26 protein-coding genes and 1 tRNA gene are annotated in these 25,581 nt (G+C 68.1%); 9 read left to right on the forward strand and 18 right to left on the reverse strand.

The genetic code is table 11. The features are described 5' to 3' along the window. Positions 1-24 precede the first annotated feature (24 nt). From grpE to ACIRS4_RS18490, 3 genes are all read right to left on the reverse strand, one after another. Complete coding sequence (grpE, locus tag ACIRS4_RS18480; protein ID WP_404196672.1) at positions 25-678, reverse strand: nucleotide exchange factor GrpE; 654 nt, start codon at positions 676-678, stop codon at positions 25-27. Continuing rightward, entirely contained in the window at positions 675-2,525 is a 1,851-nt protein-coding gene (gene dnaK / locus ACIRS4_RS18485; RefSeq protein WP_404196675.1) for a molecular chaperone DnaK, read from the reverse strand. The genes grpE and dnaK overlap by 4 nt, the downstream gene beginning before the upstream one ends. A 95-nt stretch (positions 2,526-2,620) precedes the next feature. Further along, on the reverse strand, positions 2,621-3,925 hold the full coding sequence (locus tag ACIRS4_RS18490) for an MraY family glycosyltransferase (RefSeq protein WP_404196678.1): 1,305 nt from the start codon (positions 3,923-3,925) through the stop codon (positions 2,621-2,623). Between the two features lie 204 nt (positions 3,926-4,129). Here ACIRS4_RS18490 and ACIRS4_RS18495 point away from each other — a divergent pair, with 204 nt between their 5' ends. The 3 genes from ACIRS4_RS18495 to ACIRS4_RS18505 all read left to right on the forward strand — a co-directional run bounded on the left by ACIRS4_RS18495 (position 4,130) and on the right by ACIRS4_RS18505 (position 8,372). Next, positions 4,130-6,421, forward strand: coding sequence for a heterodisulfide reductase-related iron-sulfur binding cluster (locus tag ACIRS4_RS18495; protein WP_404196680.1), 2,292 nt, complete (start codon positions 4,130-4,132; stop codon positions 6,419-6,421). 229 nt (positions 6,422-6,650) lie between these two features. Beyond that, positions 6,651-7,652, forward strand: a complete 1,002-nt coding sequence (locus tag ACIRS4_RS18500) for a Yip1 family protein (protein WP_404196683.1) — start codon at positions 6,651-6,653, stop codon at positions 7,650-7,652. 189 nt (positions 7,653-7,841) lie between these two features. Further along, a complete protein-coding gene (locus ACIRS4_RS18505) occupies positions 7,842-8,372 on the forward strand; it encodes a hypothetical protein (protein WP_404196686.1) in 531 nt (176 codons plus the stop codon). Between the two features lie 79 nt (positions 8,373-8,451). Here ACIRS4_RS18505 and ACIRS4_RS18510 read toward each other — a convergent pair whose 3' ends face one another. Next, a complete protein-coding gene (locus tag ACIRS4_RS18510; protein WP_404196689.1) occupies positions 8,452-9,066 on the reverse strand; it encodes a sugar O-acetyltransferase in 615 nt (204 codons plus the stop codon). A 176-nt stretch (positions 9,067-9,242) separates the two neighbouring features. Here ACIRS4_RS18510 and ACIRS4_RS18515 point away from each other — a divergent pair, with 176 nt between their 5' ends. Next, complete coding sequence (locus ACIRS4_RS18515) at positions 9,243-9,701, forward strand: hypothetical protein (RefSeq protein ID WP_404196691.1); 459 nt, start codon at positions 9,243-9,245, stop codon at positions 9,699-9,701. Positions 9,702-9,733: 32 nt separating this feature from the next. On the opposite strand, the gene ACIRS4_RS18520 is transcribed toward ACIRS4_RS18515, so the two are convergent. The 4 genes from ACIRS4_RS18520 to ACIRS4_RS18535 form a co-directional block, all read right to left on the reverse strand. Continuing rightward, on the reverse strand, positions 9,734-10,876 hold the full coding sequence (locus ACIRS4_RS18520) for a serine hydrolase domain-containing protein (RefSeq protein WP_404196694.1): 1,143 nt from the start codon (positions 10,874-10,876) through the stop codon (positions 9,734-9,736). Between the two features lie 227 nt (positions 10,877-11,103). Continuing rightward, the gene (locus tag ACIRS4_RS18525; RefSeq protein WP_404196696.1) at positions 11,104-11,631 is read right to left on the reverse strand and encodes a phosphoribosyltransferase; all 528 of its coding nucleotides are present in this window, start codon (positions 11,629-11,631) and stop codon (positions 11,104-11,106) included. Then, positions 11,628-12,203, reverse strand: a complete 576-nt coding sequence (gene dcd, locus ACIRS4_RS18530; protein WP_404196698.1) for a dCTP deaminase — start codon at positions 12,201-12,203, stop codon at positions 11,628-11,630. The genes ACIRS4_RS18525 and dcd overlap by 4 nt, the downstream gene beginning before the upstream one ends. A 121-nt stretch (positions 12,204-12,324) precedes the next feature. Further along, on the reverse strand, positions 12,325-12,516 hold the full coding sequence (locus ACIRS4_RS18535; protein ID WP_404196700.1) for a hypothetical protein: 192 nt from the start codon (positions 12,514-12,516) through the stop codon (positions 12,325-12,327). Positions 12,517-12,810: 294 nt separating this feature from the next. On the opposite strand from ACIRS4_RS18535, the gene ACIRS4_RS18540 reads away from it, so the two are divergent. Next, a tRNA-Gly gene (locus ACIRS4_RS18540) sits at positions 12,811-12,884 on the forward strand. Between the two features lie 479 nt (positions 12,885-13,363). On the opposite strand, the gene ACIRS4_RS18545 is transcribed toward ACIRS4_RS18540, so the two are convergent. The 6 genes from ACIRS4_RS18545 to ACIRS4_RS18570 all read right to left on the reverse strand — a co-directional run bounded on the left by ACIRS4_RS18545 (position 13,364) and on the right by ACIRS4_RS18570 (position 19,255). Further along, positions 13,364-14,110: a hypothetical protein gene (locus tag ACIRS4_RS18545; protein WP_404196703.1), complete on the reverse strand. Its 747-nt coding sequence runs from the start codon at positions 14,108-14,110 to the stop codon at positions 13,364-13,366. A gap of 8 nt (positions 14,111-14,118) precedes the next feature. Beyond that, complete coding sequence (locus ACIRS4_RS18550) at positions 14,119-16,509, reverse strand: hypothetical protein (protein ID WP_404196705.1); 2,391 nt, start codon at positions 16,507-16,509, stop codon at positions 14,119-14,121. Positions 16,510-16,561: 52 nt separating this feature from the next. Next, positions 16,562-17,107: a hypothetical protein gene (locus ACIRS4_RS18555; RefSeq protein WP_404196708.1), complete on the reverse strand. Its 546-nt coding sequence runs from the start codon at positions 17,105-17,107 to the stop codon at positions 16,562-16,564. A gap of 388 nt (positions 17,108-17,495) precedes the next feature. Then, positions 17,496-18,644 carry a tyrosine-type recombinase/integrase gene (locus ACIRS4_RS18560; RefSeq protein ID WP_404196711.1) on the reverse strand — a complete coding sequence of 383 codons (1,149 nt, stop codon included), beginning with the start codon at positions 18,642-18,644 and terminating at the stop codon, positions 17,496-17,498. Further along, positions 18,644-18,856, reverse strand: a complete 213-nt coding sequence (locus ACIRS4_RS18565; protein ID WP_404196713.1) for a helix-turn-helix domain-containing protein — start codon at positions 18,854-18,856, stop codon at positions 18,644-18,646. Before ACIRS4_RS18565 ends, ACIRS4_RS18560 begins: the two co-directional genes overlap by 1 nt. 141 nt (positions 18,857-18,997) lie before the next feature. Further along, complete coding sequence (locus ACIRS4_RS18570) at positions 18,998-19,255, reverse strand: helix-turn-helix domain-containing protein (RefSeq protein ID WP_404196716.1); 258 nt, start codon at positions 19,253-19,255, stop codon at positions 18,998-19,000. Between the two features lie 970 nt (positions 19,256-20,225). Here ACIRS4_RS18570 and ACIRS4_RS18575 point away from each other — a divergent pair. Continuing rightward, positions 20,226-20,588: a hypothetical protein gene (locus tag ACIRS4_RS18575; protein ID WP_404196719.1), complete on the forward strand. Its 363-nt coding sequence runs from the start codon at positions 20,226-20,228 to the stop codon at positions 20,586-20,588. A gap of 826 nt (positions 20,589-21,414) precedes the next feature. On the opposite strand, the gene ACIRS4_RS18580 is transcribed toward ACIRS4_RS18575, so the two are convergent. From ACIRS4_RS18580 to ACIRS4_RS18595, 4 genes are all read right to left on the reverse strand, one after another. Beyond that, the gene (locus tag ACIRS4_RS18580; RefSeq protein WP_404196721.1) at positions 21,415-21,588 is read right to left on the reverse strand and encodes a hypothetical protein; all 174 of its coding nucleotides are present in this window, start codon (positions 21,586-21,588) and stop codon (positions 21,415-21,417) included. Positions 21,589-21,705: 117 nt separating this feature from the next. Continuing rightward, positions 21,706-22,413 carry a WbqC family protein gene (locus ACIRS4_RS18585; protein ID WP_404196724.1) on the reverse strand — a complete coding sequence of 236 codons (708 nt, stop codon included), beginning with the start codon at positions 22,411-22,413 and terminating at the stop codon, positions 21,706-21,708. Between the two features lie 28 nt (positions 22,414-22,441). Continuing rightward, entirely contained in the window at positions 22,442-23,131 is a 690-nt protein-coding gene (locus ACIRS4_RS18590; RefSeq protein ID WP_404196727.1) for a YdcF family protein, read from the reverse strand. Beyond that, the gene (locus tag ACIRS4_RS18595) at positions 23,128-24,171 is read right to left on the reverse strand and encodes a helix-turn-helix domain-containing protein (RefSeq protein WP_404196729.1); all 1,044 of its coding nucleotides are present in this window, start codon (positions 24,169-24,171) and stop codon (positions 23,128-23,130) included. Before ACIRS4_RS18595 ends, ACIRS4_RS18590 begins: the two co-directional genes overlap by 4 nt. Before the next feature lie 119 nt (positions 24,172-24,290). Between ACIRS4_RS18595 and ACIRS4_RS18600 the strand changes: the two genes are divergently transcribed. The 3 genes from ACIRS4_RS18600 (at position 24,291) to ACIRS4_RS18610 (ending at position 25,568) form a co-directional block, all read left to right on the forward strand. Continuing rightward, positions 24,291-24,707, forward strand: a complete 417-nt coding sequence (locus tag ACIRS4_RS18600) for a hypothetical protein (protein ID WP_404196732.1) — start codon at positions 24,291-24,293, stop codon at positions 24,705-24,707. A gap of 59 nt (positions 24,708-24,766) precedes the next feature. Next, a complete protein-coding gene (locus ACIRS4_RS18605) occupies positions 24,767-25,123 on the forward strand; it encodes a hypothetical protein (RefSeq protein WP_404196734.1) in 357 nt (118 codons plus the stop codon). Positions 25,124-25,421: 298 nt separating this feature from the next. Continuing rightward, positions 25,422-25,568 carry a hypothetical protein gene (locus ACIRS4_RS18610; RefSeq protein WP_404196736.1) on the forward strand — a complete coding sequence of 49 codons (147 nt, stop codon included), beginning with the start codon at positions 25,422-25,424 and terminating at the stop codon, positions 25,566-25,568. Positions 25,569-25,581: the final 13 nt, after the last annotated feature.

The raw sequence follows: 25,581 nt of genomic DNA on the forward strand, positions 1-25,581 counted from the left end.
CCCTCCTTCCGTGTCGGTTCAAGCTCAGCCCTCGTCCGGGCCACCGCTCTCCTTGTCGTCGGACTTCTCGGCGTCCTCGGCCTTGGCCGCCTGGGCGCCGGGCTGGGGTTCGGCCACCGCCACCCGCGCGGGGCGGATGGTGCGCTCGCCGATCCGGTACCCGGGCTGCAGAATCGCCACGCACGTCGTCTCGGTGACGTCCGGCGCGTAGCTGTGCATCAGGGCTTCGTGGATCGTCGGGTCGAAGGGCTCGCCCTCCTTGCCGAACTGCTGCAGGCCCATCTTCGCCGCGACGGTCTCCAGCGACTCGGCGACCGACTTGAAGCCGCCGACGAGTTCGCCGTGCTCCCGCGCGCGGCCGATGTCGTCGAGCACGGGCAGGAGTTCGGTCAGGAGGTTCGCGATGGCGATCTCCTTGACCGCGATCCGGTCGCGCTCGACCCGGCGGCGGTAGTTCTGGTACTCGGCCTGGAGGCGCTGGAGGTCCGCGGTGCGCTCGCCGAGCGCGGTGCGCACCTGGTCCAGCTGGGCCACCAGTCCGGCTGTCTGGTTCGCGTCCCCGGCCGGGGCCGCCCCCTCCGCCTCAGCGGTGGAGTCGGCCTTCGGCTCGGCGTCGTCGGGGGTGGCGCCGGAGGGGACGTCGGGCTTCTCGTCGAAGCCCGGGGTCTCCTCCGTCACGCGGCACCGTCCTTGCGCTCGTCGTCCACGATCTCGGCGTCGACGACGTCGTCGTCGGCGGCCTTGGCGCCCTCGCCCGCGGCGCCCTCGGGGCCGCCCGCGCCCTGCGCGGCCTGGGCGTCGGCGTACATGGCCTGGCCCAGCTTCTGCGAGACGGCGGCGACCTTCTCGGTGGCCGTGCGGATCTCGGAGGTGTCCTCGCCCTTGAGCTTCTCCTTCAGCTCGGCGACGGCGCCCTCGACCTCGGTCTTGATCTCGCCGGGGACCTTGTCCTCGTTGTCCTTGAGGAACTTCTCGGTCTGGTAGACGAGCTGCTCGCCCTGGTTGCGGGCCTCGGCGGCCTCGCGGCGGCGGTGGTCCTCCTCCGCGTACTGCTCGGCCTCCTGGCGCATGCGGTCGACCTCGTCCTTCGGCAGCGAGGAGCCGCCGGTGACGGTCATCTTCTGCTCCTTGCCCGTGCCGAGGTCCTTCGCGGTCACGTGCATGATGCCGTTGGCGTCGATGTCGAAGGACACCTCGATCTGCGGGACGCCGCGGGGCGCCGGCGGCAGACCGGTCAGCTCGAACATGCCGAGCTTCTTGTTGTACGCCGCGATCTCGCGCTCGCCCTGGTAGACCTGGATCTGCACGGACGGCTGGTTGTCCTCGGCCGTCGTGAAGATCTCCGAGCGCTTCGTCGGGATCGTGGTGTTGCGCTCGATGAGCTTGGTCATGATGCCGCCCTTGGTCTCGATGCCGAGGGACAGCGGGGTGACGTCGAGGAGCAGGACGTCCTTGACCTCGCCCTTGAGGACACCGGCCTGGAGCGAGGCGCCGATGGCGACGACCTCGTCCGGGTTCACGCCCTTGTTGGCCTCCTTGCCGCCGGTCAGCTCCTTGACGAGCTCGGCGACGGCGGGCATACGGGTGGAACCGCCGACGAGAACGACGTGGTCGATCTCGGAGAGGTTGATCCCGGCGTCCTTGATGACGTTGTGGAACGGCGTCTTGCAGCGCTCCAGCAGGTCCGCGGTCAGCTGCTGGAACTGAGCGCGGGTGAGCTTCTCGTCCAGGTGCAGCGGGCCCTCGGCGGACGCCGTGATGTAGGGCAGGTTGATCGAGGTCTCGGTGGACGAGGACAGCTCGATCTTCGCCTTCTCGGCGGCCTCGCGCAGACGCTGCAGCGCCATCTTGTCCTTGGCGAGGTCGACGCCGTGGCCGGTCTTGAACTGCTGCACCAGGTAGTCGACGACGCGCTGGTCCCAGTCGTCGCCGCCGAGGTGGTTGTCGCCGTTGGTGGCCTTCACCTCGACGACGCCGTCGCCGATCTCCAGGAGGGACACGTCGAAGGTGCCGCCACCGAGGTCGAAGACGAGGATCGTCTGGTCGTCCTTGTCGAGGCCGTACGCGAGCGCGGCCGCGGTGGGCTCGTTCACGATGCGCAGGACGTTCAGGCCGGCGATCTCGCCGGCCTCCTTGGTCGCCTGGCGCTCGGAGTCGTTGAAGTAGGCCGGGACGGTGATGACCGCGTCCGCCACCTTCTCGCCGAGGTAGGCCTCCGCGTCCCGCTTCAGCTTCTGCAGGATGAAGGCGGAGATCTGCTGCGGGTTGAAGGGCTTCCCGTCGAGCTCGATCGACCAGTCGGTGCCCATGTGGCGCTTCACCGAGCGGATGGTCCGGTCCACGTTCGTGACCGCCTGGCGCTTGGCGACCTCGCCGACCAGCACCTCGCCGTTCTTGGCGAAGGCGACGACGGACGGCGTGGTCCGGGCACCCTCGGCGTTGGTGATGACGGTGGGCTCGCCGCCCTCCAGAACGCTGACGACGGAGTTAGTCGTGCCCAGGTCGATGCCGACCGCACGTGCCATGGTGATCTCCCTCCAGCTGACTTGAGTGCAACGGACTCAAGTGTGCACGACGGTTCCCGTGCGGTCAACAGACATGAGTCGAGCGGGCTCAACTCTTATCCGTTCCTTACACGCAAGGGGCCGCTGACCTGGGAGGAATCCATCCGCCGAGCCGTTCGCACGACCGTTTCGGCCGAACTGCGAGGGGGACTCACAGCGGACACAGGTTGACGCCGCGGACGCTGTCCGCCCCGCGCGGGGGCCTCACCGGCGCGGCGCGCGTCCACCTCGCCGACCCGGCGCACCTCGACCTCGTCCGCACGGCGTACGAAGCCCCGTCTCGCGCGGCGCGCGCCCGCCTCCCCCGCGCGGCGTACGGCGCCGTAGACCGGACGACCCTCCGCCTGGCGCCCGTCGCCGGCGCGCCCTTCGGCCCAACGCCCTTCGCCCGCGCGCCCGTACACCGGCACCCGCCACAGCCCCAGGACGACGAGCGAGGTCGCGCCCGCCACCCACAGCACGGCGTGGGCGTCCGCCCAGCCGGAATGCACCAGCACTCCCACGAGTACCCCGGCGAAGGCCGCGGCACCGATGACGATCGTCACTCCCTGGGGGGTGAGGCCGAGCCGCCGCAACCGGTGCGCGAGATGGTCCCGGCCGCCGCGCGTCAGCGGCCGGCCCGCGACGCGCCGTGCCAGCAGGACGAGGGCCGCGTCGGCGACGGCGACCGCGGAGAGCGCGAACAGCACGGCGGCGCCGGTGGCCGCCTCCTGCCCCGCGCGCGCGGACACGGCCGCCGCGGCCAGCACGAACCCGGCGAACAGCGAGCCGCAGCCGCCGAGCGCCACGCGCGCGGGTGGCCAGTTGTGCATCAGGAAGCCGGTCAGCGCGGCGGCCAGCACACTGAGCAGCACCGCGAGCCCGTCCATCACCTCGGCCGCGGCGCAGGCGCCCACTCCGAACGCGGTGACGACCCCGACCGTCCCGGCCACGCCGTCGGCATGGTCGAGGGCCCGGAAGGCGAGCGCCACGCACGCGATCCAGCACACGGCCACGGCCCCCTCGGCCGCGCCGGTGTCGCCGTACGGCACCACGAAGGCCGCAGCGATCACCGTACCGAGGGCGAGCAGCCAGGTCTTGAGCCGCCACAGGTCGGCGGCCAGTCCCAGCGCGGCGACCCCGGCGGCCGCGGCGAGCAGCGCGCCCATCCCGTCCCGCAGGGGCGCGTATCCGGTCCACTCCCCTGCGGCCACGACCAGGCAGGTGGCCAATACGACGGCGGCGCCCCCGGACAGGGGAACGCGCCGCTGCCGGTGACGTCGGTCGAGCAGCCCGAGCCGCAGCGCGGGCGCGCGCAGCAGCACGGCTAGGACGGCGGTGAGGAGCAGGGCGGTGGTGGCGGCGACGATCCCGTAGAGCACGGATATAAATTAGTCATGAATGTACCAATTTGGTACGAATAACACGGTCGGGATCGGAAGGGATTTCTGAGGTGACCCTCAGCGATTCAGATCACCCCAGGCCCGGCTACAGTGCGGCGGGAGATCGGGGTAGTCTCAGACGGACTGCATAAGTTACCGCTTAGTAATCTCGAACATCCTCCCTCGCAGGCCCGAGGAGCCCCCATGCAACTCGCCGCGATCATCGTGTCGCTGGTCCTGACCGTGGTCGGCGTCGCACTGCTCGCACGCGCGATCGGCCAGTTCGTCCGCTACTTCAAGCTGGGCCAGCCGGTCCCGGCGGGCACCCGGACGGACAACCCCTACCAGCGCAGCGTGACCCTGGTGAAGGAGTTCCTCGGCCACACGCGCATGAACCGCTGGGGCATCGTGGGCTTCGCCCACTGGTTCGTCGCCGTCGGCTTCCTCACCCTGCCGCCCACCCTGGCGCAGGCGTTCGGGCAGCTCTTCGAGGCCGACTGGACGCTGCCCGTCATCGGCGGCTTCCTGCCCTTCGAGCTCTACATCGAGTTCATCGGCGTGATGACGATCCTCGGCATCGCCGTGCTGATCGTGATCCGCCTGCTGAACCTGCCGTCCCGCCCGGGCCGCAAGTCCCGCTTCGCGGGCTCCAAGGCGGGCCAGGCGTACTTCGTCGAGTACGTCATCCTCACCATCGGCCTCGCCATCTACGTGCTGCGCGGCCTCGAGGGCGCGATCCACCACGTGGAGCACTACGAGGCGGCGTACTTCGCCTCGTACCCGCTGGTCCTGGCCTTCAAGGGACTGAGCGTCGGCGCGCTGCAGAACCTGATCTATCTCACCGCCATGGTGAAGATCAGCACCTCGTTCATCTGGATGATCGTCGTCTCGCTCAACACCAACATGGGCGTGGCCTGGCACCGCTTCCTGGCCTTCCCGAACATCTGGTTCAAGCGCGAGGCGACCGGCGGCACCGCCCTCGGCGGACTCCAGCCGATGACCTCCGGCGGCAAGCCGATCGACTTCACCGACCCCGGTGACGACGACGTCTTCGGCGTCTCCCAGGTCGAGCAGTTCTCCTGGAAGGGCCTGCTGGACTTCTCCACCTGCACCGAGTGCGGCCGCTGCCAGTCGCAGTGCCCCGCCTGGAACACCGGCAAGCCGCTCTCCCCCAAGCTGCTCATCATGTCGCTGCGCGACCACGCGCACGCCAAGGCGCCGTACCTGCTGGCCGGCGGCGGCAAGACCATGGAGGGCGAGGAGAAGGCCTCCGAGGAGCAGCTCAAGGACGTCCCCGCGGCCGCGCTGGCCGAGGCCGAGCGCCCGCTGATCGGCACGGCCGAGGAGAACGGCGTCATCGACCCGGACGTCCTGTGGTCCTGCACCACCTGCGGCGCCTGCGTCGAGCAGTGCCCGGTGGACATCGAGCACGTCGACCACATCGTCGACATGCGCCGCTACCAGGTGATGATCGAGTCGTCGTTCCCCTCCGAGGCGGGCACGATGCTCAAGAACCTGGAGAAGAAGGGCAACCCCTGGGGCCTGGCCAAGAAGCAGCGCCTGGAGTGGCTGAAGGAAGTCGACTTCGAGGTGCCGGTCGTCGGCAAGGACATCGAGGACCTGTCCGAGGTCGAGTACCTGTACTGGGTCGGCTGCGCCGGCGCCCTGGAGGACCGCGCCAAGAAGACCACGAAGGCCTTCGCGGAGCTGCTGCACATCGCGGGCGTCAAGTTCGCCATCATGGGCGGCGACGAGAAGTGCACCGGTGACTCCGCCCGCCGTCTCGGCAACGAGCCCCTCTTCCAGGAGCTCGGCATGGAGAACGTCATGGCGCTCAACATGGCGTTCGGCGAGGAGACCGACGACGAGGGCAAGGTCACGCCCGAGTCGAAGAAGCCGAAGTCGGCCAAGAAGATCGTCGCCACCTGCCCGCACTGCCTCAACACGCTCGGCAACGAGTACCCGCAGCTCGGCGGCGACTACGAGGTCATCCACCACACCCAGCTGCTCCAGCACCTGGTGGACGAGGGCAAGCTGATCCCGGTCACCCCGGTCGAGGGCATCATCACCTACCACGACCCCTGCTACCTGGGCCGGCACAACAAGATCTACACGCCGCCGCGCGAGATCATCGCGAGCGTGCCGGGCCTGCGCAACGAGGAGATGCACCGCCACAAGGAGCGCGGCTTCTGCTGCGGCGCCGGCGGCGCGCGGATGTGGATGGAGGAGCGGATCGGCAAGCGCATCAACAACGAGCGCGTCGACGAGGCTCTTTCGCTGAACCCCGACATCGTCTCGACGGCGTGCCCGTTCTGCCTCGTCATGCTCACGGACTCCGTGAACGGCAAGAAGAACGACGGCAAGGCGAAGGAGTCCATCCAGGTCGTGGACGTCGCCCAGCTCCTGCTGGAGTCGGTCAAGACCCCGGCCGAGGACGAGCCCCCGGCCGCCGCCGGGGAGACGGAGAGCGAGCCGGAGCCGCAGCCGGTGAAGTGAGCGTCCCCCAGGGCCCTTTGACACGCCCCCTGTCCAGCGCGTTCTCCGCGCGACGGACGGGGGGCGTTCGTCTTGAGGGCGGGGGGCGGGACGGGCCCGGGGCGGCCGGGGGTGGGATACGGGTGGGGGTACGGGTCTCCCTTAGGGGATGTCACAGGTCGGCCGCAAAGCCGGTACCGGACGGTAGGGCCCGGCACGTCGCTCCGCAGGACCAGGTACGTTCGAAGGCGTGGCTGGATTCAGGATCGGACGCGGCGGCCGGGACGGCCGCGCTGCGCAAGCGCGACCCCAAAACCCTCCGTACGGGCAGCAGGCGCCCCAGGGGCAGCCGCCGTACGGCTCTCCCTCGACGCCGCAGCGGCCGCAGTACCGCGGCGGCGGCCAGCAGCCGCCCCACGGCGGCGGTGGCGGCGGACAGTGGCCTTCGGCCAACGCCGGTGGCCGGGGCGGCGGTTACGGCGGGCACGGGGCGAGCGGCGGGCACGGCGGTTACGGCGGACCGGGCGGCGAGCCGGAGTACTTCGGCGGCGACGACCCTTACGGCGGCCCCGCGGGGGCGGGCGCCCCGCACGACCCGTACGCCGCGAACAACCCGGGTCACACCCAGGCCTTCTCGATCGACGAGCAGGACCGGTACAACCAGGGCGGGACCTACCAGGCCGGCTCCGGCGCCCCCGTGGGCCCGATCGGCCCGCGCCTGCCCTGGAAGGAACTGCTGAAGGGGATCGTCCTCTCCCCCAACCAGACATTCCTGCGGATGCGGGACTACACGATGTGGGGCCCCGCCCTGGTCGTGACCTTCCTCTACGGTCTGATCGCGGTCTTCGGCTTCGACGACACCCGCCGGGACACCATCAACGCGACGTTGTCCAACGCGATCCCGATCGTCCTGACGACGGGCGTCGCGATGGTGCTGAGCGCGTTCATCCTGGGCGTCGTCACCCACACCCTCGCCCGCCAGCTCGGCGGCAACGGCGCATGGCAGCCGACGGTCGGTCTCTCCATGCTGATCATGTGCCTCACGGACGCCCCGCGCCTGGTCGTCGCGATGTTCTTCGGCGGCGACGCGGCGTTCGTCCAGATGCTGGGCTGGGCGACCTGGGTCGCGGCCGGCGTCCTGCTCACGCTCATGGTCAGCCGCTCCCACGACCTGCTGTGGCCGAAGGCGCTGGGTGCCTCGGCGATCCAGCTCGTGGCACTGCTGTCGATAGTGAAGCTGGGCACGTTCTAGCGGCTTGCCGCACCCCTCAGGGACTCACATGAGGCTCCCCGCCTGTCTGTTCGGCGGGGAGCCTTCGCGTGGTCACTACGAAGCGGCTACGAGCGCGCAACGGATGAGGTCAACGCCCCCGTACGGGACGCCACTCGCCCCTACCATCCGGGGGAGGGGAGTCCAACAGTGCGCCGGTAAGGGGGACTTGTGCGGTCGACGACCTCACGGCCGGCGTGCCGGCGCTTCATCGGTTCCGCCGCGGCCTGCGTCGCCCTGGCCGCCACCTCGGGATGCACGGTCCCCATCGACGCCGTCGCCGGCGTCTCCGTGACCGAGGACGGACGTCTGCTCGGCGTCATGATGGTCTGCGGACATCGGATCGACGGCGCGACGCTCTCCGTGGACAGCGCCGACCCCGACAAGGCGGTGACGGTCGGCTCATGGACCGCCGAACGTCCCCTCACGCCCGGTCTCGCCACCTGGACCCTCGACTCCCCCGCGCCCGGCTGGACCGCGACCGAACCTCTCACCCCGCTCGCCGCCGGAACCACGTACCACCTCTACGGCTGGACCGAGGACAACTCGTGGTCGTCGCGCGACGCCTCCTTCACCCTCGCCGACCGGAACCGGATCACCCCGGGATCAGTCCGCTACCTCAGCGTCTCGGAGGACGGCGACGAAACCGCGGTCACCGTCCCCATGACCGAGTTCGAGGCCACGGCCTGCCGGAACATGTGACGCCACGGCGCCAGGCCGGGCGCCGGCAGGCACAGCAGGTCGGACAGCTTCGGTGTGCGGCTCGGCCGCTGCGCCCGGATCACTGACGGGGTCGCCGAGCGGCGGTACGTGTGGCGAGGTCCTCGTCCGTGATGGGGCGGACCACCCGGCAAGGGGTTCCGACCGCGACGGTCATCGGGGGAATGCTGCGGCTGACGACGCTGCCGGCGCCGATGACCGACCCGTGTCCGATACGAACGCCGGGCAGGACCACCACGTTGCTGCCGATCCACACCTTGTCCTCGATCACGATCGGTTCCGAGAACCGTCCGAAGTCGGCGCGTCGCGAGGGATGCACCGGGTGCCCCGTCGTGGTCAGTGTCACGCTGGGCGCGATCATGACGCCGTCGCCTATCCGGATGTCCACATCGTCGACGAACGTGAGGTTCACGTTCCCGAAGAAGTCGTCCCCGATATGGACATTGCTGCCGAACCCTGCGTGGAACGGCGGCAGCAGCACCGTGCGCTCACCGACAGAGCCGAAGATCGCGACGAGCAGCGATCGACGCTTCTCGGTTTCGCTCGGTGGTGTGTGGTTGTACTCGAAGATCTCCGAGGTGCGGCGCCGAGGGGCCTGGAAGGCCGCTTCCGACTCGGTGTAGACGAGCCCCTTGGCGATCCGGGCCAGAACTTCTTCCTCATGAGCATGCGTCACAGCGGAACGCTCCCTTCGGCCAACCCCTACGGCACGGGCCCACCGCGCCCCCGGTCGACCGCGCGCACCAGAGCCTACGTGCAGGGCAAGAGCCGCGCGGGGAGGCCCTCTTGGCTGAAGACTTCGACCGGGCTTTCCTGGTCCCGGGGGACCGGTCTCAGGGTGGGGAGGGGTCCATGGCAGACGAGTCTGACGTGCTGCTCGAACTGTGGAAGGGGCAGCGCGAGGAAGCTCGGCAGATGGAGAACCAACGAGCAGCACTGACCAACATCGTGATCATCGTGACGGCTGCGGCTCTTGGCTTCCTTACTCAGCAAGAGGGCCTTGGCGCGTCCACGTTGGGCCTGACGCTCCCCCTGTGCGCACTGGGCGCCTTCGGCGCGGTGGCGAGTGCGAAGTACGGAGAGCGTTGGGCCGTCCACTCCGGCCTCGCGGACAGCTTGCGTCAGGAACTGGGACTTCGCCACCCGGAGATCAACTTGCGCGGCCTCATCGCCGACAACCACGCGGAACACCGGGCCGAGTTCCCTCGGATCCTCAAACTGAGGATCTGGATCCTCTGGGTGGTGCTCCACGGAGCCATAGCCGTCGGGAGCCTGCTTCTCAGCCTCTGGATCCTGGTGACCTCAGCCTGACACACCCCCCAGAGGCGACGCGTCACTCGTCTCTACCGGTCCAAGGCGGCTGCTCCGCTCACCGCGCGCGGCCCGGCGAACGCGGCGTTGACGATCGCCTTGATGTACGGGAGGTCGTTGCCTGTCCCCGTCGGGTTCAGGGAGTACACCACGCGGTGCCGGAGGTTGCGGGTGGCGAAGACCCCGTTGTCCCAGCCGGGGCGGGAACCGGTCTTGCCCCACACGTACTCGCCGCTCGGGAGCTGGTGGCGCAGGAGTCCGCCGATGCTGTAGCAGGCCTGCTGCCCGACGCAGTTCGTGTTGCCGGCGGCGCTCTTCACGTTCGGTGTCTCGAACACCAGCTTCTGCTGGGCGGGCGGGAGCAGGCGGCCCCGGAACAGTGCGGTGATGAAGCGGTCCAGGTCGGCGGCGGTGGAGATCATGCCTCCCTCGGCCCACGGGTACGGGCTCTGCTCGGTCACGTCCTGCCCCTCGAGGTACACCTCCGCGTGGGGCGAGGGGATCGTGGGGTCGTCGGCGGCGGGCAGGCTCGTGTGCCTCAGACGCAGCGGCCGGATGATTCTGCGCTGCAGTTCGTCGGCGAAGGAGTGGCCGGTGACCTTCTCGACGATCAGGCCGAGGACGAAGGAGTTGAGTCCGTTGTACTGCTGCTCGGAGCCGGGTGCGGGCGGCGCGTCGGTGACTGCGGCGAACGAGTCGCGCAGGAAGTCCTCGGGCGTCACCGACTCGAGCTGCCATCCGGGTCCGTCGGCCGGGCCAGGCGTCCGGGCGGGCCTGGGCAGGCCGCTCGTGTGGTCGAGGAGCTGGCGCACGGTGACGCGGTCGTACGCCTCGGGCAGCACTTGGGGGACGTACCTCCGCGCCGGTGTGTCCAGGCCGATCCGGTGCTCGGCGACGAGTTGGAGCACCACCGTGTTGGTGAATGCCTTGGTGACACTGCCGATCCGGACATGAGCGTCAGCGGTGACCGGGCCGGCGGTGGCCACCACGCCGTCCCGTCTGACCAGCGCGCCCGCCACGACATCGTCGGGCAAGCGGTCGAGGATGTCCTGAACGGTGGGGTTCGCGGCCGCCGGGGCGCTGGAGGCAGGTGTGGCGGCCGCCGCGGGCAGGGCCGCGCCGGCGGTGAGAGCGGCGGCCAGGGCGAGGGTGGTGACGGCGAGGCGGATACGCATCGAAGCTTCTCTTCCACGGCGCTGACGGGAATTGCTGACAACGCCAACTCTGCTGCGTGCAGTCGCTGTCGCCCATCGGTGATCACCCTGATCACAACCCTGAACGGCCCCTGACCCATGCGAACTGGTGCCGCCGGCCCATCAGTTCGCCGGGTTGAGTGAGGCTACGGTCGCGAGGGGGGGCTGCGGTGGAAGGAGTCGATTGTCGGCTGTGCAAGACCCGCAGGTCAGAGCGCTTCCCTGGACGGGGTGACCGGCTCCCCCGACTTACGCACCACAGGCAGGACACTCCACGGGAAGTTGATCCATTCGTCCGTCCGCTTCCAGACGTACTCGCACTTCACGAGGGAGTGGGACTTCTCGTAGATGACGGCGGTGCGGACCTCGGCGACGGTCTCCAGGCAGAAGTCGCGCACCAGTTTGAGCGTCTTGCCGGTGTCGGCGACGTCGTCGGTGATGAGGACCTTCTTGTCGGAGAAGTCGACGACGTCGGGGACGGGAGCGAGCATGACGGGCATGTCGAGGGTGGTCCCGACGCCGGTGTAGAACTCCACGTTGACCAGGTGGATGTTCTTGCAGTCGAGGGCGTACGCGAGCCCGCCGGCCACGAAGACGCCGCCGCGGGCGATGGAGAGCACGATGTCCGGCTCGTAGCCGTCGTCGGCGATCGTCTGCGCGAGCTCGCGCACGGCGGTGCCGAACGCCTCGTAGGTGAGGTTCTCGCGTATGGGCGCGGTCGCGGACTCGTCGCTCATACCTGGGTCCGGTGGAAGTTGAGGTAGGACCGGGAGGCGGTCGGGCCGCGCTGACCCTGGTACCGGGAGCCGTACCGCTCACTGCCGTAGGGGTGCTCGGCGGGCGAGGTGAGCCGGAACATGCACAGCTGCCCGATCTTCATCCCGGGCCAGAGCTTGATGGGCAGGGTGGCGAGGTTGGACAGCTCCAGGGTGACGTGCCCGGAGAACCCCGGGTCGATGAACCCGGCGGTGGAGTGGGTGACGAGCCCGAGCCGGCCGAGGGAGCTCTTGCCCTCCAGCCGCGAGGCGAGGTCGTCGGGGAGCGTGATGACCTCGTACGTCGAGGCGAGCACGAACTCACCGGGGTGGAGGATGAACGGTTCGTCGCCCTCCGGCTCCACCAGCCGCGTGAGGTCCACCTGCTCGATGGAGGGGTCGATGTGCGGGTACCGGTGGTTCTCGAACACCCGGAAGTAGCGGTCCAGCCGTACGTCGATGCTCGACGGCTGCACCATGGAATCGTCGAAGGGATCGATCCGTACCCGCCCGGCGTCGATCTCGGCCCGGATGTCCTTGTCTGAGAGAAGCACGTCCCGAGGATACGCAAGGCGCGCGGACCGACCACAATCGGACGACTCCGCGCGCCGACCCCGCTACGGCCCGCTACGGCCTGTGACAGAGCCCCTGCTGCTCAGCTGCCTTACTGCCGCGTCACTGCTTCCTGCCGCTACCACTGCCGCTGCCGACGACGCTTTCGAGGGGCACCGGCACCACGCTGCGCATCCGCGCACAGCGAGGACACCGGACGAGCCGCCCCGGGCCGAGGCGCTCGGCCTTCTGCATCGGGAACGAAGCGGTGCTGAACACGTGCCCATCGGCACAACGGACGACGGTGCGCTCCATCAAGTCCAAGAGTCCCTTCCCCAAGAGCCACGTCCGGCTGCTGCCCGCCGGACAAAGGCCACACTACGGGACGTTCAGGACGGCTTCACAAGCGGCACTCCGGGACGCGGAACACCCCTGGCCGGCTCGACGCGCGGCCCCACGGTACGCCCCAACTCCGGCCACGTGTACCCGGATCCCGCCCTTGAAACGCACGCGGCGCAAGGTTCCCTCGAGCCCCTGGCTTCAGCGCGGTGGGCTCGGCATGGGGTACAGTGACGAGGCAATCGGACACCGGCCCGGCCGGCGTCTTACGCGGGTGTAGTTTAATGGTAGAACATCAGCTTCCCAAGCTGAGAGCGCGAGTTCGATTCTCGTCACCCGCTCCATGCGAAACCCCCAGGTCGGAGACCCCGGGGGTTCTTTGTTGTCTAGACCATTTCGGGGGTCCTGTGCCCTCTGCGTGCCCTAAGTGCAGGTCAGTCGCTCCCTCCAAGGACCCTCGGGCGCAGATTGGGTCGACGGGGCACACGGCCGTCTCGAATAACGAGACGCATTCTCGGTGGCCTGGGTCACAAGGTGGGCAAACGGGGGACCAGTCGCCGAAGCAAAGGGACTCGCCATCGCTAGGCCGTATCAGGGTGGTCGCTGCTCGGCTCACGCTTGGATGCCAAGCCCGACGCTGCACCTCCGTGACCATGCCGGAGATAGGGAGCCTCATCAGGGTGCCGCCGTAGCCTCGCGCGCCGCCAGGCGACGTCGAAGCTCATGCCCTCGTGGTCATTCCGCAAGATCTGCAACGCGCGCCAGCTAGTAAGTGGGGACAACAAGCAGCGGAGCACGGTGAGCCCGGATTGGTTTCCGCGCTTCACGCGGGCCTCCCCTGTGGGGCTTCGTGAAGCGTGACGGGAAGCTGCTCTGCCAGCTCCTTCTCCCCGTACTCCTCGAACATCCCGCGGACCGTACGCAGAAGGTCGCCTCGGTCTTCCGCACTGAGGTTGGTGAGGAACGTGTGCAGAAGCTGGGCAATCACCACCCATTGCGCCTGGGGATGCCATTGCTGGGCGTCCCGGACGATCTCGTTGATGTCGGTGCCCGGTGGCAGAGCACCGTGCTGCGCGTTCTGTTCCAGCGTCAGGTAGAGCCGGGCAGTTGCCGGCGTACGCAGGATTTCGTCCTGCATGAATCTGATCCGGGCTGCGGTCTGCTGTCGCGCGATGTCCTCGAGAGCTGTCTCGCGGCGTAGCTGGGCCATGCGCTCAGCGCTGGAGCGTGTGTGGTCGTCTACGTGTAGCGAGACCTGAGCCCGAAGGATCTCGATGCCCTCTGTCTGCCACGGCGTTCGCCGCCGCAGCTCGTAGTTGATGTCCTGCTCCGTGGCCTCCGCACGCAGAACGCTGCGCTGTTTGGCCATGTCCTGTGCCACCAGCCGCACTTGGCGTCCTGCGTCGTCGTAGGCAGTCGTGGTACTCGGGCCATCAACGGGACGGCACCATTCGACTCGCATGGTGGCGGTGAAGGTCAGTTCGTCGTCTCTGCTGTCGAGGAAGTCACAGAACTCGCGGATCCATGTGGGTCGTTCGGCTTTTCGACCCTTGGCGTCACCTCGGCGCATGAGTGGGCTCACGCCTCGTCCGAGCGATGGGATGCTCTCGGGTGGTACTTGGCGACGGATCGGCTGCGGTCGTGATCCAGAAGGTCCACCAGTTCGTGCCGCAGCCGTACCCGGTCCGCATCGACGCTCGGTGCAGGCGAGGGCTGCCAGGCGTACAGGAGATCACGCAGCCGATGGCGCAGTCGGCGCCCTAGTGCTGAGTCTTCCGTGCTGACGGCTCCGCGGAGTACTCCGAAGATCAAATGCTGAAGGCTGGGCTCACCGTGAGCCGCGTCCATCCAGAGATTCACAGCCTCTGTGGGCGCCTCCTCGTCAGCTTCGGTCGGCAGAAGAAGCGCGCCCCAACAGATGGACAGGTCCTCGTACGAGGGCTGGAATCCTCCCTCCTCTTTGTCTCTCAGGAGCAGTGAGGGCACCCTTTCTTCGGGTTCATAGCCCTGCGAGGCCAGTGTTGCGAGCGCAGCGAATGAGCGCCGGCCGGATGCCAGGCGGTCGGAGTTCGGTGCGCACCATTTGGTGATCGAGGTGAACAGACTCTTGCGGGCCGAGGGGTCGGACCAGATCGTTCGTACGGCTGCGCCGACTGCCTTCTGCACTTCAGAATCCGTTGAGCCCGCGGCGTATCCGAGACGGAGCAGCGCCTTGGCAGTGTTTCGCCGTCCAAACTCGCCCGCGCACACTTCCACGGTCAGCTTCTGCAGCTCCGGAGTGCTGCTTGCCTTGGACCACCGCAGAAGGAGCTCGTGTATGAACCGGCCCATCGTTGGGTGAAGGGCAGCGGCAGAAATCAGGTCGGTAGCCGCCGACCAGAGGTTCCTGTCCTTCTGCCAGGCCGAGATGATCTGTTCTAGAGGGTCCGGCTTCCGATGGTGAGTGGCCCACCGCACGGCGAAGGCACCTACTCGGTTGGCCAGCACCAACCGCTCTTCAGCAGTGAACGTTTCCAGGAAGTCCGTTGTCTTCGTCGTGGGCGCCTCGGCCATCCAGGACAGGAAGGTCTTGCGCGCTGGGGGACGGTCGATCCAGAAGTAGCTGAGGACAGCGTCGTCCCATCCAGGGCGAGCAAATTCGATGGTGTCGTTCGTCGGATCAAGATCAGCATCGATCTCTGACACCATCTCGACGACGCCAGGCTCTTCCTGCCCCTGCAGCGAGACCGGCTGCCCAAAGAGACGGCACAAGGCTGCTGTCTGTGCGTAGACGTGCGCAACGGACGCGTTCCGGAGCAGTGACGCGACGAGCAGGAAGTTCCGCTGGAAGCTGGTCCGCCCCTTCTTGCTATGCCACTCCAGCAGCTGCGTCCGCCAAGCTGTGCGCGCTTGGACAACGCTCAGGACCTTCGCGTGAAAACCGTCAGGGTCGGAATCCGAGACGTCTGCCAGCGGCTTGGAGCGTTCAGCCTTGAGAATGTGACCGACGGTCTCCAGTACGTCGGACGGTGACTGCCCTTCCAGCAACTTCGCAATGCGCTCATCAGCAAGCCAGCGTGACACGTCGAGGTCTGGGGGGGCCTCGGCCTTGAGCCATGCCTCGGCGACGGCACGGCCGTCTGGTCGCTTCAACGGTGGTACGACGTCGGCGGGTGCGTCGCCGCCGATCCGCTGCCATTGCTCCGGCGTCGTCAGCACGATCAACCGCGACGACCGGTTGAGAAGGTTCCTTTGGACTTCGAACAGAGACGCACCGAAGTCTGCGCTGACCTCGAAGGTGTCCTCGTCCGAGGGCAGTTCCAGCAAGTAGCCGGCGTTCTCTTCCCTCGGCAAGCGGTGCAGCGGAAACCGTCCGGAGGTGCCGAAGCTCAGGGGACCCACTTTGGCTGCGGTACGGAGTTGCAGGTCAGCCAGGAGGGCGTGAGCCGTGAAGGTCCGCCCTGCGCCGGGCTCGCGTAGGAGAACGAGCACAGCACCGGGGTTCTCAAGCGTCTTGGACGCTTCGTCGTATCCATCGGGTGGGGCAAAGACTGCGCGGACCGTGTCGAGATACCGCCTGGGCAGCTCCGAGTGTTCGAGCAGCTGTCCCAAGATCGCGGTCAGTTTGACTGCGTTCATCTCACCGAAGTTGAACAGCGCTTCCTGGCGCAGCTCGGCGACGGCCGCACGAAGGACGCCGCGCATGTGCTGGACGGCCGGGTCGTCTTCTGCGCCTGCCGCCTCCCGTGAGGGAACAACATCGCTGCCAGAGTCGCCGTGCGCGGTCTCGGTGTCGACGGCGCTCTCGCCCTCATCTTGATGGGCCTCCGGCGATTCCCTTTCCTGTTGATCAGCAGGGTTTCGCTCTCCCCACCCCCTGTCGGCCAGGTCGCCCTGCGGGGCTGGCACGGGCGGACGCCAACCGCCACCGTGGCGCGGCTGGTCCGACCAGTCAAAGCTGGAGTGATCGCCAGGCGTGGCGGAATCCACGTTCGTCCCCCCGTGGGTGATCGTTCGAGTCGCGGGCCTTGAAATACGACGGCTAAAGGAGGTCGTCGATCACGGCCCCGGTCGCCTCTCCGCCCGGGTGCACGACTTCGACGTCGTGCTCGACCTCGACATTCGCGAGGCGAGACACACGACCACCCCTGAAGCCAGTGGCCTTGCCATGCACGTCTCCGGCACGCGCCACCACTCGGACACCACTGGCCGGCCGTTCCTCACCGACGAAGGTGATGCGGCGCCCGTAGATGTCTTCGAGAACGGCCCGCAGCCGGCCGAGGTTGCGACGCAGCCGCTCGTCCTGACCGTCGATGAGCTGCTCGTTCTCGGCATAGAGACCCAGCAGCTCCACCAGGGAGTCCAGGCGCTCGGCACGCTCAGCAGTCAAACGCTCCAGTTCGAAGTCCAGAGGGCTCCCTGGGTCGCCGACGACCACGGCGGGCACCATCTCCGGTGGGCGCTCTTCGTCGGCGTTCCGACGCGCTGCTCGCCGGTCGAGAACCACCTCGGCACGGCGGTACAGGAACCCGATGGCCTGGGTAAGAGCGGAGGTGGCTAACACTGGGAACCCGAACGCATCGCTCAACGTCAATCCCCCCTCGTGATCCCCTCCACACCCATCAGTCACGGTACGGAGGCACATGCATCCAGAATGCGACGATCACGGCCCGCAGAAAGGGCGAGTGACTAGAGATGACCTAAACGTGACGCCGAGGTGAAAAGCGGAACGTGCTCTGCGAAGTGGGCCATACCTGCTGGAGATCCATTCATGGCCTGCACGTTCACCCACGTTCCGTCCTTGCTGGACCCTCCCTCGTGGGCGGCAAGAACGTTCCTGGGACTATGCACCTCTTCTGTATGGTTCGACCGAAACTCAGCTGTTGACAGCGATTGCACCACCAACAGGGCAGGCACGGCATAGCCCGCAGGGTCCTAGCCGAGCAGCTCGGTCAGGGCCCTGCGAACCTCGTCCGTCACGCTTCGCTTGCCCGCTCGGCCTCGGCTACCTCCCGCCGCTGGATCCTCACCTCGGCATCGATCCCCCGCGCTAGTTTCCGCTGATGCTTGGCCGTCGAGTGCTGGTAGATCAGCTGGGCCCGCTCCGAGGACTGGCCGGCGCGGACCATGAGGTCCTTCAGCTTGGCGCCGGTGTCGGCGGCGAGGTTGTTGCCTGTGTGCCGGAGGTCGTAGAAGCGGAAGTGCCCCGGCATCCCGACCTTGCTCCTCGCCTTGCGCCACTTCCGTCCAAAGGTCGAGCGGCGGAAGGGGGCGCCCTTTTCTCCGACAAAGAGGAGGCCGTCCGGCTCCTTCTCCGCGAACCATTGCAGGTGCCGACGCAGCTCCGGGAGCAGGAAGTCAGGCAGGTAGACCGTGCGCCTGCCCGCACGGGTCTTGGGGTCGCCGGTGACGCGCCTGCCGTTGGTCAGCTCCGGCGAAGCCTGCGTGACGCGCAGGGAACATTCGTCGAGATCGACACTGTGACGGCGCAGTTCAGCAAGCTCCTCCGGGCGGAGGGAGGCGAAGGCTCCGAGGAGGACCATCAGGCGCCAGCGCGGGCCCATCGCATCGGCGAGGTCGAAGACCTGCTCGATGGTGGCGGTGGGTCGCTCGTCGGCCTCCTCTTTGCCGGCGCCCTTGATGCGGCATGGGTTGGTGCGGAGGAGGTCGTCGTCGACCGCGGTCTGAAGGACGGCCTTTAGGAGGCGGTACGACTTGGCGACCGTGGTGGCGCCAGTCGCCTTCAGGCGCTCGGCTCGCCACGTGCGGACGGAGGGCGGGGTGATCTCGTCCAGGTCCTTGCCGCCGAAGGTCGGCAGGATGTGCAGGCGCAGCAGGCCCTCGTAGCGGTCGACCGTGGTCGGGGCCAGGCCGCGCTCCTCCAACCAACGCAGTGTGTACTTCTCGAAGTTGACCGCGCCGGCGTCCGGGTCCCGCCAGTGGTTGCGTTCGATGTCGGCCCGGGTGAGGTTGAGCCAGTCCTGGGCGTCGGACCTGGTCTCGAACGTCTCGGGGGCGGTGTACCGCTGCCCGTCCGGGCCGACGTAGCGGGCCTGCCACCGACCGGAGGGAAGCTTGCGGGTCGTGCCGAACTCTCGCCGCCGCTGCGGCTTGCGTCCCGCCATCAGGCGGCCCTCTCGTAGCGGGTACGGACACGACGGATCGGCTCGACGGTGTGCGCCTCGACGTACTCGGTGATCGCGGTCTCGGGGATGCGGACCGGGCGGCCGAGCTTCACGTAGCGGATGCGACGCTCGGCGATCAGGCGGCGGACGAAGCGCTCGCCCGTGCCGAGCATTTCACCAGCCTCGGCCACGGTCAGGAGACGGTCAGTCATTCGCCGTCACCTCCCGCGCGATGCGGGCGGCGCGTTGAGAGCGAGGAAGGGCAGGGGATATCACGGGTCGGCGCAAGGGCGTTGGGTCCTTTACACGGGGGCGGTTCGGGGTGGCAGGCCATTCGGCGCGCGTCACCTGGGCTACGCGGCGCGGATCCCTTGGAGGAGGGCCAGGGGTGAGACCCAGAGGGCCTGGGCGAGGGCGACGAGGTCGTCGATGTCGCAGCGCTGTTGGGCGCGTTCGATGCGGGACAGCATCGTGTTGGTCATCGGACGACCGAGGGCGGTGACGCGGGCGGCGAGCTCGCGCTGGGCGAGGCCGCGTTCGGTGCGGAGGATTTCGACTGTGCGAGCTGTCCGTATCCCGTCCGGTCCGATTTCCAGGGATCGTGCTGCCATGGCTCCATTTGTAGCTTCCATTCGCCGGTTTGGTTAACCGGGGACCGTCGGCTATGTTCCGCCGGGCGACGGGCGGGAGATGGCTCTGGGCTGGGATTTGGATTATCCGTTGGTCCGTTGGGCGTTTCCTTCTCCGCCCGACATTGCGCTCTGACGTGGGGTGTTGTGTTGTAACTTCGCGTCGCGACGGAAGTCAACGGCCTCTCGATGTGATCCCTCTGACTTCGCCTAACCGGGCATTATTTCGGCAACCGTTGATCCGGGTTTATGATTTTGGTGATGCCTCGCTCACAGTAAGCGTTCGCCGTCAGCTGTCTGGTTCCCTGGCGTAATGCTCGACTTGCGCGGCATGGATGTGGCTGTCTTGGCCATATGACGCCACCAGCCTTCCCCCGCGTCTTCGGACCAGGGCTGCGTGCAACTTCCTCCCTGTGCACTGCCCGACGAGGGCCGCACCTCCACGCCCTGATCTAGGAGCCGCCGCCCGATGAGCTACGACGCCCGTGAATGGGTGTGGGACCACAGCGCCAGTAAAGGCACCGCCCGCATGGTTCTTTCCCTGATCGCCGACCGGTGCCGCGACCGGCAGTGCGTCGCGTACGCGTCCGTGCCCACCCTCATGAAACGCGCCAACGCCTCCCGCACGGCCGTGCGGGATGCCCTGACCAAGCTGATCGCCAGCGGCGAGCTGGTCCAGATCCCTGACCGCAAGGGACCACGGGGAGAGACGTACTACCGCCTCCCGGTCGCCGCCCGATTCCTCGCCGATCAGGCCGCGGAGGGGCGTCGGAATCCGACACCCCTGGAGGATCAGATTCCGGCCCTAGGAGGGCCGGATCCAGACCCGACCGAGCACTGCGAGGGGGGATCGGAATACAACCCTGGGGAACGGAATCCGGCCCCCAGGGGGTACGGATCCCGACCCGACGGGGGTGCGGAATCCGCCCCCCAGAACAGTAGAGAACCGAAGGTGAACGGTAAGAGCAGCAGCAGCTCTGCCCCGCTCATCTCGGCCACCGAGTGGCAGGTCGACGACAGCGCCCGCACCTGGCTGGAGCATCATGGCCACGCAGACCGACTCGGCGAGCACGCCCTGCACGTCGCCGACGAGAAGTGGCGCACCTACCGGGCCACATGGGCACCCCGCCCCGCCACCGCATGGGCAGCCGACTGGCGCGCGTGGATCACCCGGGAGCACACCCCCGCCCCTGGCCGCCTCAACCTCTACGCCCTGCCTGGCGGCACGCCCGCATCGACCGGCGGCATGACGCGCTCCGAAGAGCACATGGCCGCCCTGCTCGCAGCCCTCGACGAACCGAACGGAGAGGAGTAACTCCCTTTGGACGTGCCCTCGCCACCGACCACGGATGGAGTGTCCGCGCGGTGCTCCTCGCGGCATCTGCGTGGCGCTACGACGTCGGTCCCGAACCGGTCGTACCCGGTCCCGACGAGCACCCTGGGGACCGTTTTTCGGTGACCACGCCGTCGGGGACCGGTCCCCTCTGAAGTCACAGCTCCGAGGGCCTTTCATGCCGGTCCCCATAGCGTCCTCAGCAACGGGGACCGTCCCCGCAGCAGCCCCGGGGACCGGGACCGTGCAGTGGAAGGGGACGGTCCCCGTGATTTCGTGTCAGGGGGACCATTCCCCTGAGTGGCGTGTCCCCATCCCCATGTGTCTGGGGATCGGTCGCCCTTGCTCTCACTACAACCACAGCCACGACCTCGACAGCGCCAACGCCCTTCCAGATCCCATCTCACAACCGCCGAATCGCTCCGGCCGCTGCCCTCGTCTGCCATCAGCCAGACGGCTCAGCTCCCCTTCCGAACACACACCGGAAAACCACACGTGCACGGCCACAACCATGAACATCCCAACCGGCAGGAGACGTCCACCGCCCCATACGACCGCGCAGCAAGTTGGGGCGGAAGCGTAGCTTCCGCCAACCCCGCCCCCGAGGGAGGCGGGGAGGACCTGCACCGGGGGCGCAGGTCCGGGAGGCTTCGACCGTGGGCGGATCGAAGCCGGGGCAGGAGGAGAAGCCGACCGAGCGCCGCAACCGCCGTGAGCGCGCTGTCCGCGTCCGTCAGCGTCCGAGTCAGCCGCAAGCCACGAAGCGCCTGTACTAGCCGAACACCCTTTTCAGCGAGGAGAGTTCACGTCAATCAAGTCCGCCGCCGTCCGGTACAATCCGTCCGCCGAGTTCCTCGCCCGCGCCGCGCTCGCCGCAGCCCGTGACCTCAACCGCACGAGCGCCGAGATCGCCGGCGAAAGCGAAGCGTTCACCGCGCTGCCCGACAGCCGCCGCAAGCTCGGCTGGGCTGGCAGCAACCACGACGCCCCCCCTGCTCCTACGCGGCGGTGACCAGCTTGCCAACGTCACCGGCGATGCCGCATGCGCAGACGACGTACAGGAAGGTTCTCTTGTCCGTTTCCTTGGTGGTGGGCTCAATCACGCGTCTGCTCCACAACGGTGAGCTTCTCGTTGGGCGGCCAGCTGATCGGCCAGCGCATCGGGCCCGATCCGGCTCAGTGCCCACAGGCTGCTGAAGCGACGGGCCCATCGCCAGAGCGGGTCATCCACAGGGGTGTGGAAAGGCAGCACGGGAATGCCGCGGGCGTCGAAGGGACCGGCGTCGAGGTAACGCAGGCCGCCGGTGCCGCACAGATAGTGGGTGCTGCCGACGGCTGCCGCGAGGTCGGCGAGACGCTCGGAGCGGCCTTTCCGGGTCGGGATCTCGCTGCTGTCCCGCACCTTCCCCGTCCAGCCGAGAGCGCTGAGCAGGGCGATCGTCGATGCCCTCGCAAGGTCGGCCACACGGTCCGAGTCATCGAGCGCGTCCAGCACTTCGGACACAGCACCCCAATAGGGGCTGCGGCCGTAGTACTGGCGGACGAGAAGTCGGACCGTCCGGCACGAACGATGCGGATCAACGAGCCGCGCCTGGCTGATCAGTGTCGGGCGCCCGTGGGGAAGGTGCGTCGGGAGCGTGAGCCACTGCTGCCGAGCGGGATCGTCCAAGGCGGCGAGACGGGCACGGTGCTGGTAGTCGCGCCGGGCGAATTGGACGTCGTCCAGGACGATCCACCAGTCCGCGGTGAACAGCTTCGCCAGCGTGGACAGCCGGGGAAAAAGGTTCGGCTGGTGGATCGCGCACACTCCGCCCGACGCACCGGCGCTGAGCGGCTCAGGTACTGATGAGGCGGCTGTCGAAGCCGGCGCCCAAGAGGCGCTGGTAGGCGTCATGCACATCCCCCGGTACGTCCTGCTCGACGGCGAAGCCGAGCTTCGGGTACTCGATCACCCGTTGCAGGTCGCCGACAAGCATGTCGACGACGAGCTTCTCGTCGCCGATCGACTTGATGTAGTCGTCCAACTCCAGTGGCTCGGAGGCGCACACCACCTCGACCTCGGGCCACAGCTTGCGGCAGGTCGCATACGAGCGGCGTTCCATGTACGGCTTGGAGATCAGCAGCAGTGACTCGACCTCCACCCCAGCATCGGCCAGCAGTTCGCGGGAGAAGGTGACGTTCTGGCCGGTGTTGGCCGCCTTCGCCTCGACCAGAATCGCCTCGTCCGGCACACCCAGGCTCAACGCGTGCTCGCGGTAGTGGACGGCCTCGCCACGCGGGAAGCGAGCGCGGGTAGTCGGGCTGTTACCCCCGCTGAACACCAGAACGGGGAAGAGTCCGGCGCGGTAGAGATCGGCAGCCCTCGTGGCCACGCCCAGGTCGTGGCTGCCCAGGCCGATCGCCGCCGAGCAGGGCCGCTGTTCGTGGCCCATCTGGTGGTAGTTCCAGATCAGCGTCGCGTCGGTGAACTGCTCGTCGGTGATGTGGCGCTGCTCGTGCTCCGGCACTGGCACTCCCTGACTCATCCCTGCTGGCCCGTTCTGATGCCCTCGATGCTGCGCAGCTGGTGGCTCAGCCCGTACTGGCGGGCCACCTGCCCCGCCTGATCGAGGACGGACAGCCCATCATTCCGGGTCGCCGCATCCGACAGAAGGATGTGCCCGTAGGCGGTGTCCAACCGCACCCGCTGCATCGGTGAGTCGACCGTGCCGGTGGTGCGTGCGATGTCGATGTAGTGCAGGGCCTTCTTCAGGTCGCCGGCGCCTCGGTGGGCCAGAGCCAGCTTCTGGTGGGCCACCGACCAGTCCTCCGGCTCACCCAGGTCCTCGAAGGCACGGGTGGCGGCCGTCATGACGTTGGTGGCGTACTCGTTGTCGCCCTCCTTGCTCAGCGCCGTACCCACCCAGAGCCGGGCCCTGGCGCGGTCGCGGAGGCTCAGACGCTCGTCCGCGGCGAGGAGTTCGTACTGGCGAGCAGAGGCTTCCAGCTGGCCGGACATTTCCTGGACCACAGCCAGAGAGAGCTCGATCTGAGCCACCCGGCGCGGGATGTCCAGCTCGGAGAACATGCCCCGAGCCGTCAGATAGGAGTGCCGGGCGGAGAGCGGGCCGAGGATCGCGCCCTGGTCCCTCTGCACGTCGCCGAGGAGTACCAGCGATCGGCTGTAGAGGTAGAGGCCCTTGTCGTCCAGGTGATGCGGGTCGTGACTGCCGAGCCAGCGGTTCAAGAGCGTGGTGGCGAAGGGGAAGTTCTGTCGGCTGACGCAGACGACAGCGCGCTCGATGTCCTCGGTCCAGGTCTCGTGGTCCGCCGGGCGCGCGCCCTTCCGCTCGGGGAACAGCCGTGCTTCGAACCGGGCTTGGGCAGCGGAGTCCGCCCTGGCGAGCGCGGTGTCGAGGATGGCCTGCGTGTCCGGACGCGGCTGGGTCTCAGCGCCGAGACTCTCCCACTTGGCGACCGTACGGAGCGCGACACCGAGGTGCTCGGCGAAGGTGCGCGTGCTCATGCGCAAGGCTGCGCGCAGAGCACTCGCCTCCAGGCCTGTCCATTGCTGCACGCTGACCACGGATGACCTCCCTCCGTCACGTATAGAAGCACTCTCGGTGACAATGCGGGGCGTTAAGTGCAACGGAAGTGCAACAGCAGGTCATTTCGAGGCCGTACGCGGCAGCCGATGCTGTGGGCATGGACGACGAACTCATCACGGAACGCCGCTCCGTCGCCTTCCCACAGGTCTTCGGCTACCTCCGCCATGTCGCGGGCGGCCCGGCCCGCCACATGGCGCTCGTCGGCTGCCTCACCGAGTACTGCCGCCAGCACGAGCTGACGCTGTGTGGCGTGTTCACGGACCGCGAGACAACGTTGATGGCTCGCTCCCCCGCCTTCGTCGGTCTCGTAGACACGCTCGAACTGCCTGAGACCTACGGCGTCGTGGTCCCCGCGCTCAGTCACCTCGGCCCGAAGCGGCTGGTCAGCGAGCGGGAACAGCAGATAGCGGCGACTGGTGCCCGTCTGATCGTGGTCCGTCCCATCAGGCCGTCGACGGCCCGCGCGTCCGGTCTCGGCTCGAGCCCGGTCTCCGTTGCCAAGGGGGACACGTGATGTCGGTTCGTGCAGCGTTGCGCAGTGCACCCATGGTCAACGACGTACCAAGCCTCCGCATGCTCCGCGTCGGTGCCGGTTGGGACCTCGTATGTACCCCGGCGGAGACCGGACTTCTCGCGCTGGCTCACCTGCGGGCCACCGGTGCGGCCATCGGCCCGGTGCTCTACGACGGGCCCAACGAGCGCCTCTACTACGCCATCGCCACCGGCACCGCCGAGATCTGGAGCGACCTACCGGTGCGGCATCTCTCCACCGACTCGTGGCTCGTCGCACCAGGTCCGGAGCAGAAGGACGGCTGGTTGGGCGGCTGGTGCGAACTCCCCGACGACAACACCCTCACCGACGTCGAAGCCCTGCACGCTGCGCTCCAACACCCCTATGTCAAATCCGACCTCGACGAGGCGACATCGTGATGGGCCGCGCAGCGGGCCGACTGGCGCGCTACACCGGCCCACTCCTGATCATGCTGATCTCCGCCTCCTGCGGCTTCGTGATCGGCGTTGCGGTCTCCACCGTCCAGGTCAGCCCCTGAGTCCCCGTCCCTGCCGGACGCAGCCGATCGAAATGCTCCCCCTTCGAAAAGCCCCGGCAGGGGCGGGCCGCAAACCCCCGCCCCGGGCGGATCAACCGCCCGCATCCCTGGACAGGTCGAGCGCCGTCCGGGGCGGGTCCGCAAGACCAAGTAGTCCCACCCAACCATGAGGAGCAGCAATGCCGACCGACACGCCCACTGCCCCCACGACCGAAACCGTTCCGGCCGAACTGGTCAAGGCGCGACGCCGGATCCAGGCCGCCCGCGAACGAGGCGTCACCCCGTCCGACGGCGGCAGCACCGGCCGCACCGACGGCAACGACTGATCCGGAAGGAAAC

This window comes from Streptomyces sp. NPDC101166, from assembly GCF_044768125.1.
Lineage (GTDB): Bacteria > Actinomycetota > Actinomycetes > Streptomycetales > Streptomycetaceae > Streptomyces.

Bases quoted from the DNA above. Each gene is read 5' to 3' on its own strand.
- ACIRS4_RS18605 (WP_404196734.1), top strand. From the start codon at position 24,767: ATGCTCCGCGTCGGTGCCGGTTGGGACCTCGTATGTACCCCGGCGGAG.
- ACIRS4_RS18600 (WP_404196732.1), top strand. From the start codon at position 24,291: ATGGACGACGAACTCATCACGGAACGCCGCTCCGTCGCCTTCCCACAG.
- ACIRS4_RS18515 (WP_404196691.1), top strand. From the start codon at position 9,243: ATGGCAGACGAGTCTGACGTGCTGCTCGAACTGTGGAAGGGGCAGCGC.
- ACIRS4_RS18545 (WP_404196703.1), bottom strand. From the start codon at position 14,110: ATGCGCCGAGGTGACGCCAAGGGTCGAAAAGCCGAACGACCCACATGG.
- ACIRS4_RS18535 (WP_404196700.1), bottom strand. From the start codon at position 12,516: ATGGAGCGCACCGTCGTCCGTTGTGCCGATGGGCACGTGTTCAGCACC.
- ACIRS4_RS18495 (WP_404196680.1), top strand. From the start codon at position 4,130: ATGCAACTCGCCGCGATCATCGTGTCGCTGGTCCTGACCGTGGTCGGC.
- ACIRS4_RS18570 (WP_404196716.1), bottom strand. From the start codon at position 19,255: ATGGCAGCACGATCCCTGGAAATCGGACCGGACGGGATACGGACAGCT.
- dnaK (WP_404196675.1), bottom strand. From the start codon at position 2,525: ATGGCACGTGCGGTCGGCATCGACCTGGGCACGACTAACTCCGTCGTC.
- ACIRS4_RS18560 (WP_404196711.1), bottom strand. From the start codon at position 18,644: ATGGCGGGACGCAAGCCGCAGCGGCGGCGAGAGTTCGGCACGACCCGC.
- ACIRS4_RS18565 (WP_404196713.1), bottom strand. From the start codon at position 18,856: ATGACTGACCGTCTCCTGACCGTGGCCGAGGCTGGTGAAATGCTCGGC.
- ACIRS4_RS18520 (WP_404196694.1), bottom strand. From the start codon at position 10,876: ATGCGTATCCGCCTCGCCGTCACCACCCTCGCCCTGGCCGCCGCTCTC.
- ACIRS4_RS18610 (WP_404196736.1), top strand. From the start codon at position 25,422: ATGCCGACCGACACGCCCACTGCCCCCACGACCGAAACCGTTCCGGCC.
- ACIRS4_RS18525 (WP_404196696.1), bottom strand. From the start codon at position 11,631: ATGAGCGACGAGTCCGCGACCGCGCCCATACGCGAGAACCTCACCTAC.
- ACIRS4_RS18590 (WP_404196727.1), bottom strand. From the start codon at position 23,131: ATGAGTCAGGGAGTGCCAGTGCCGGAGCACGAGCAGCGCCACATCACC.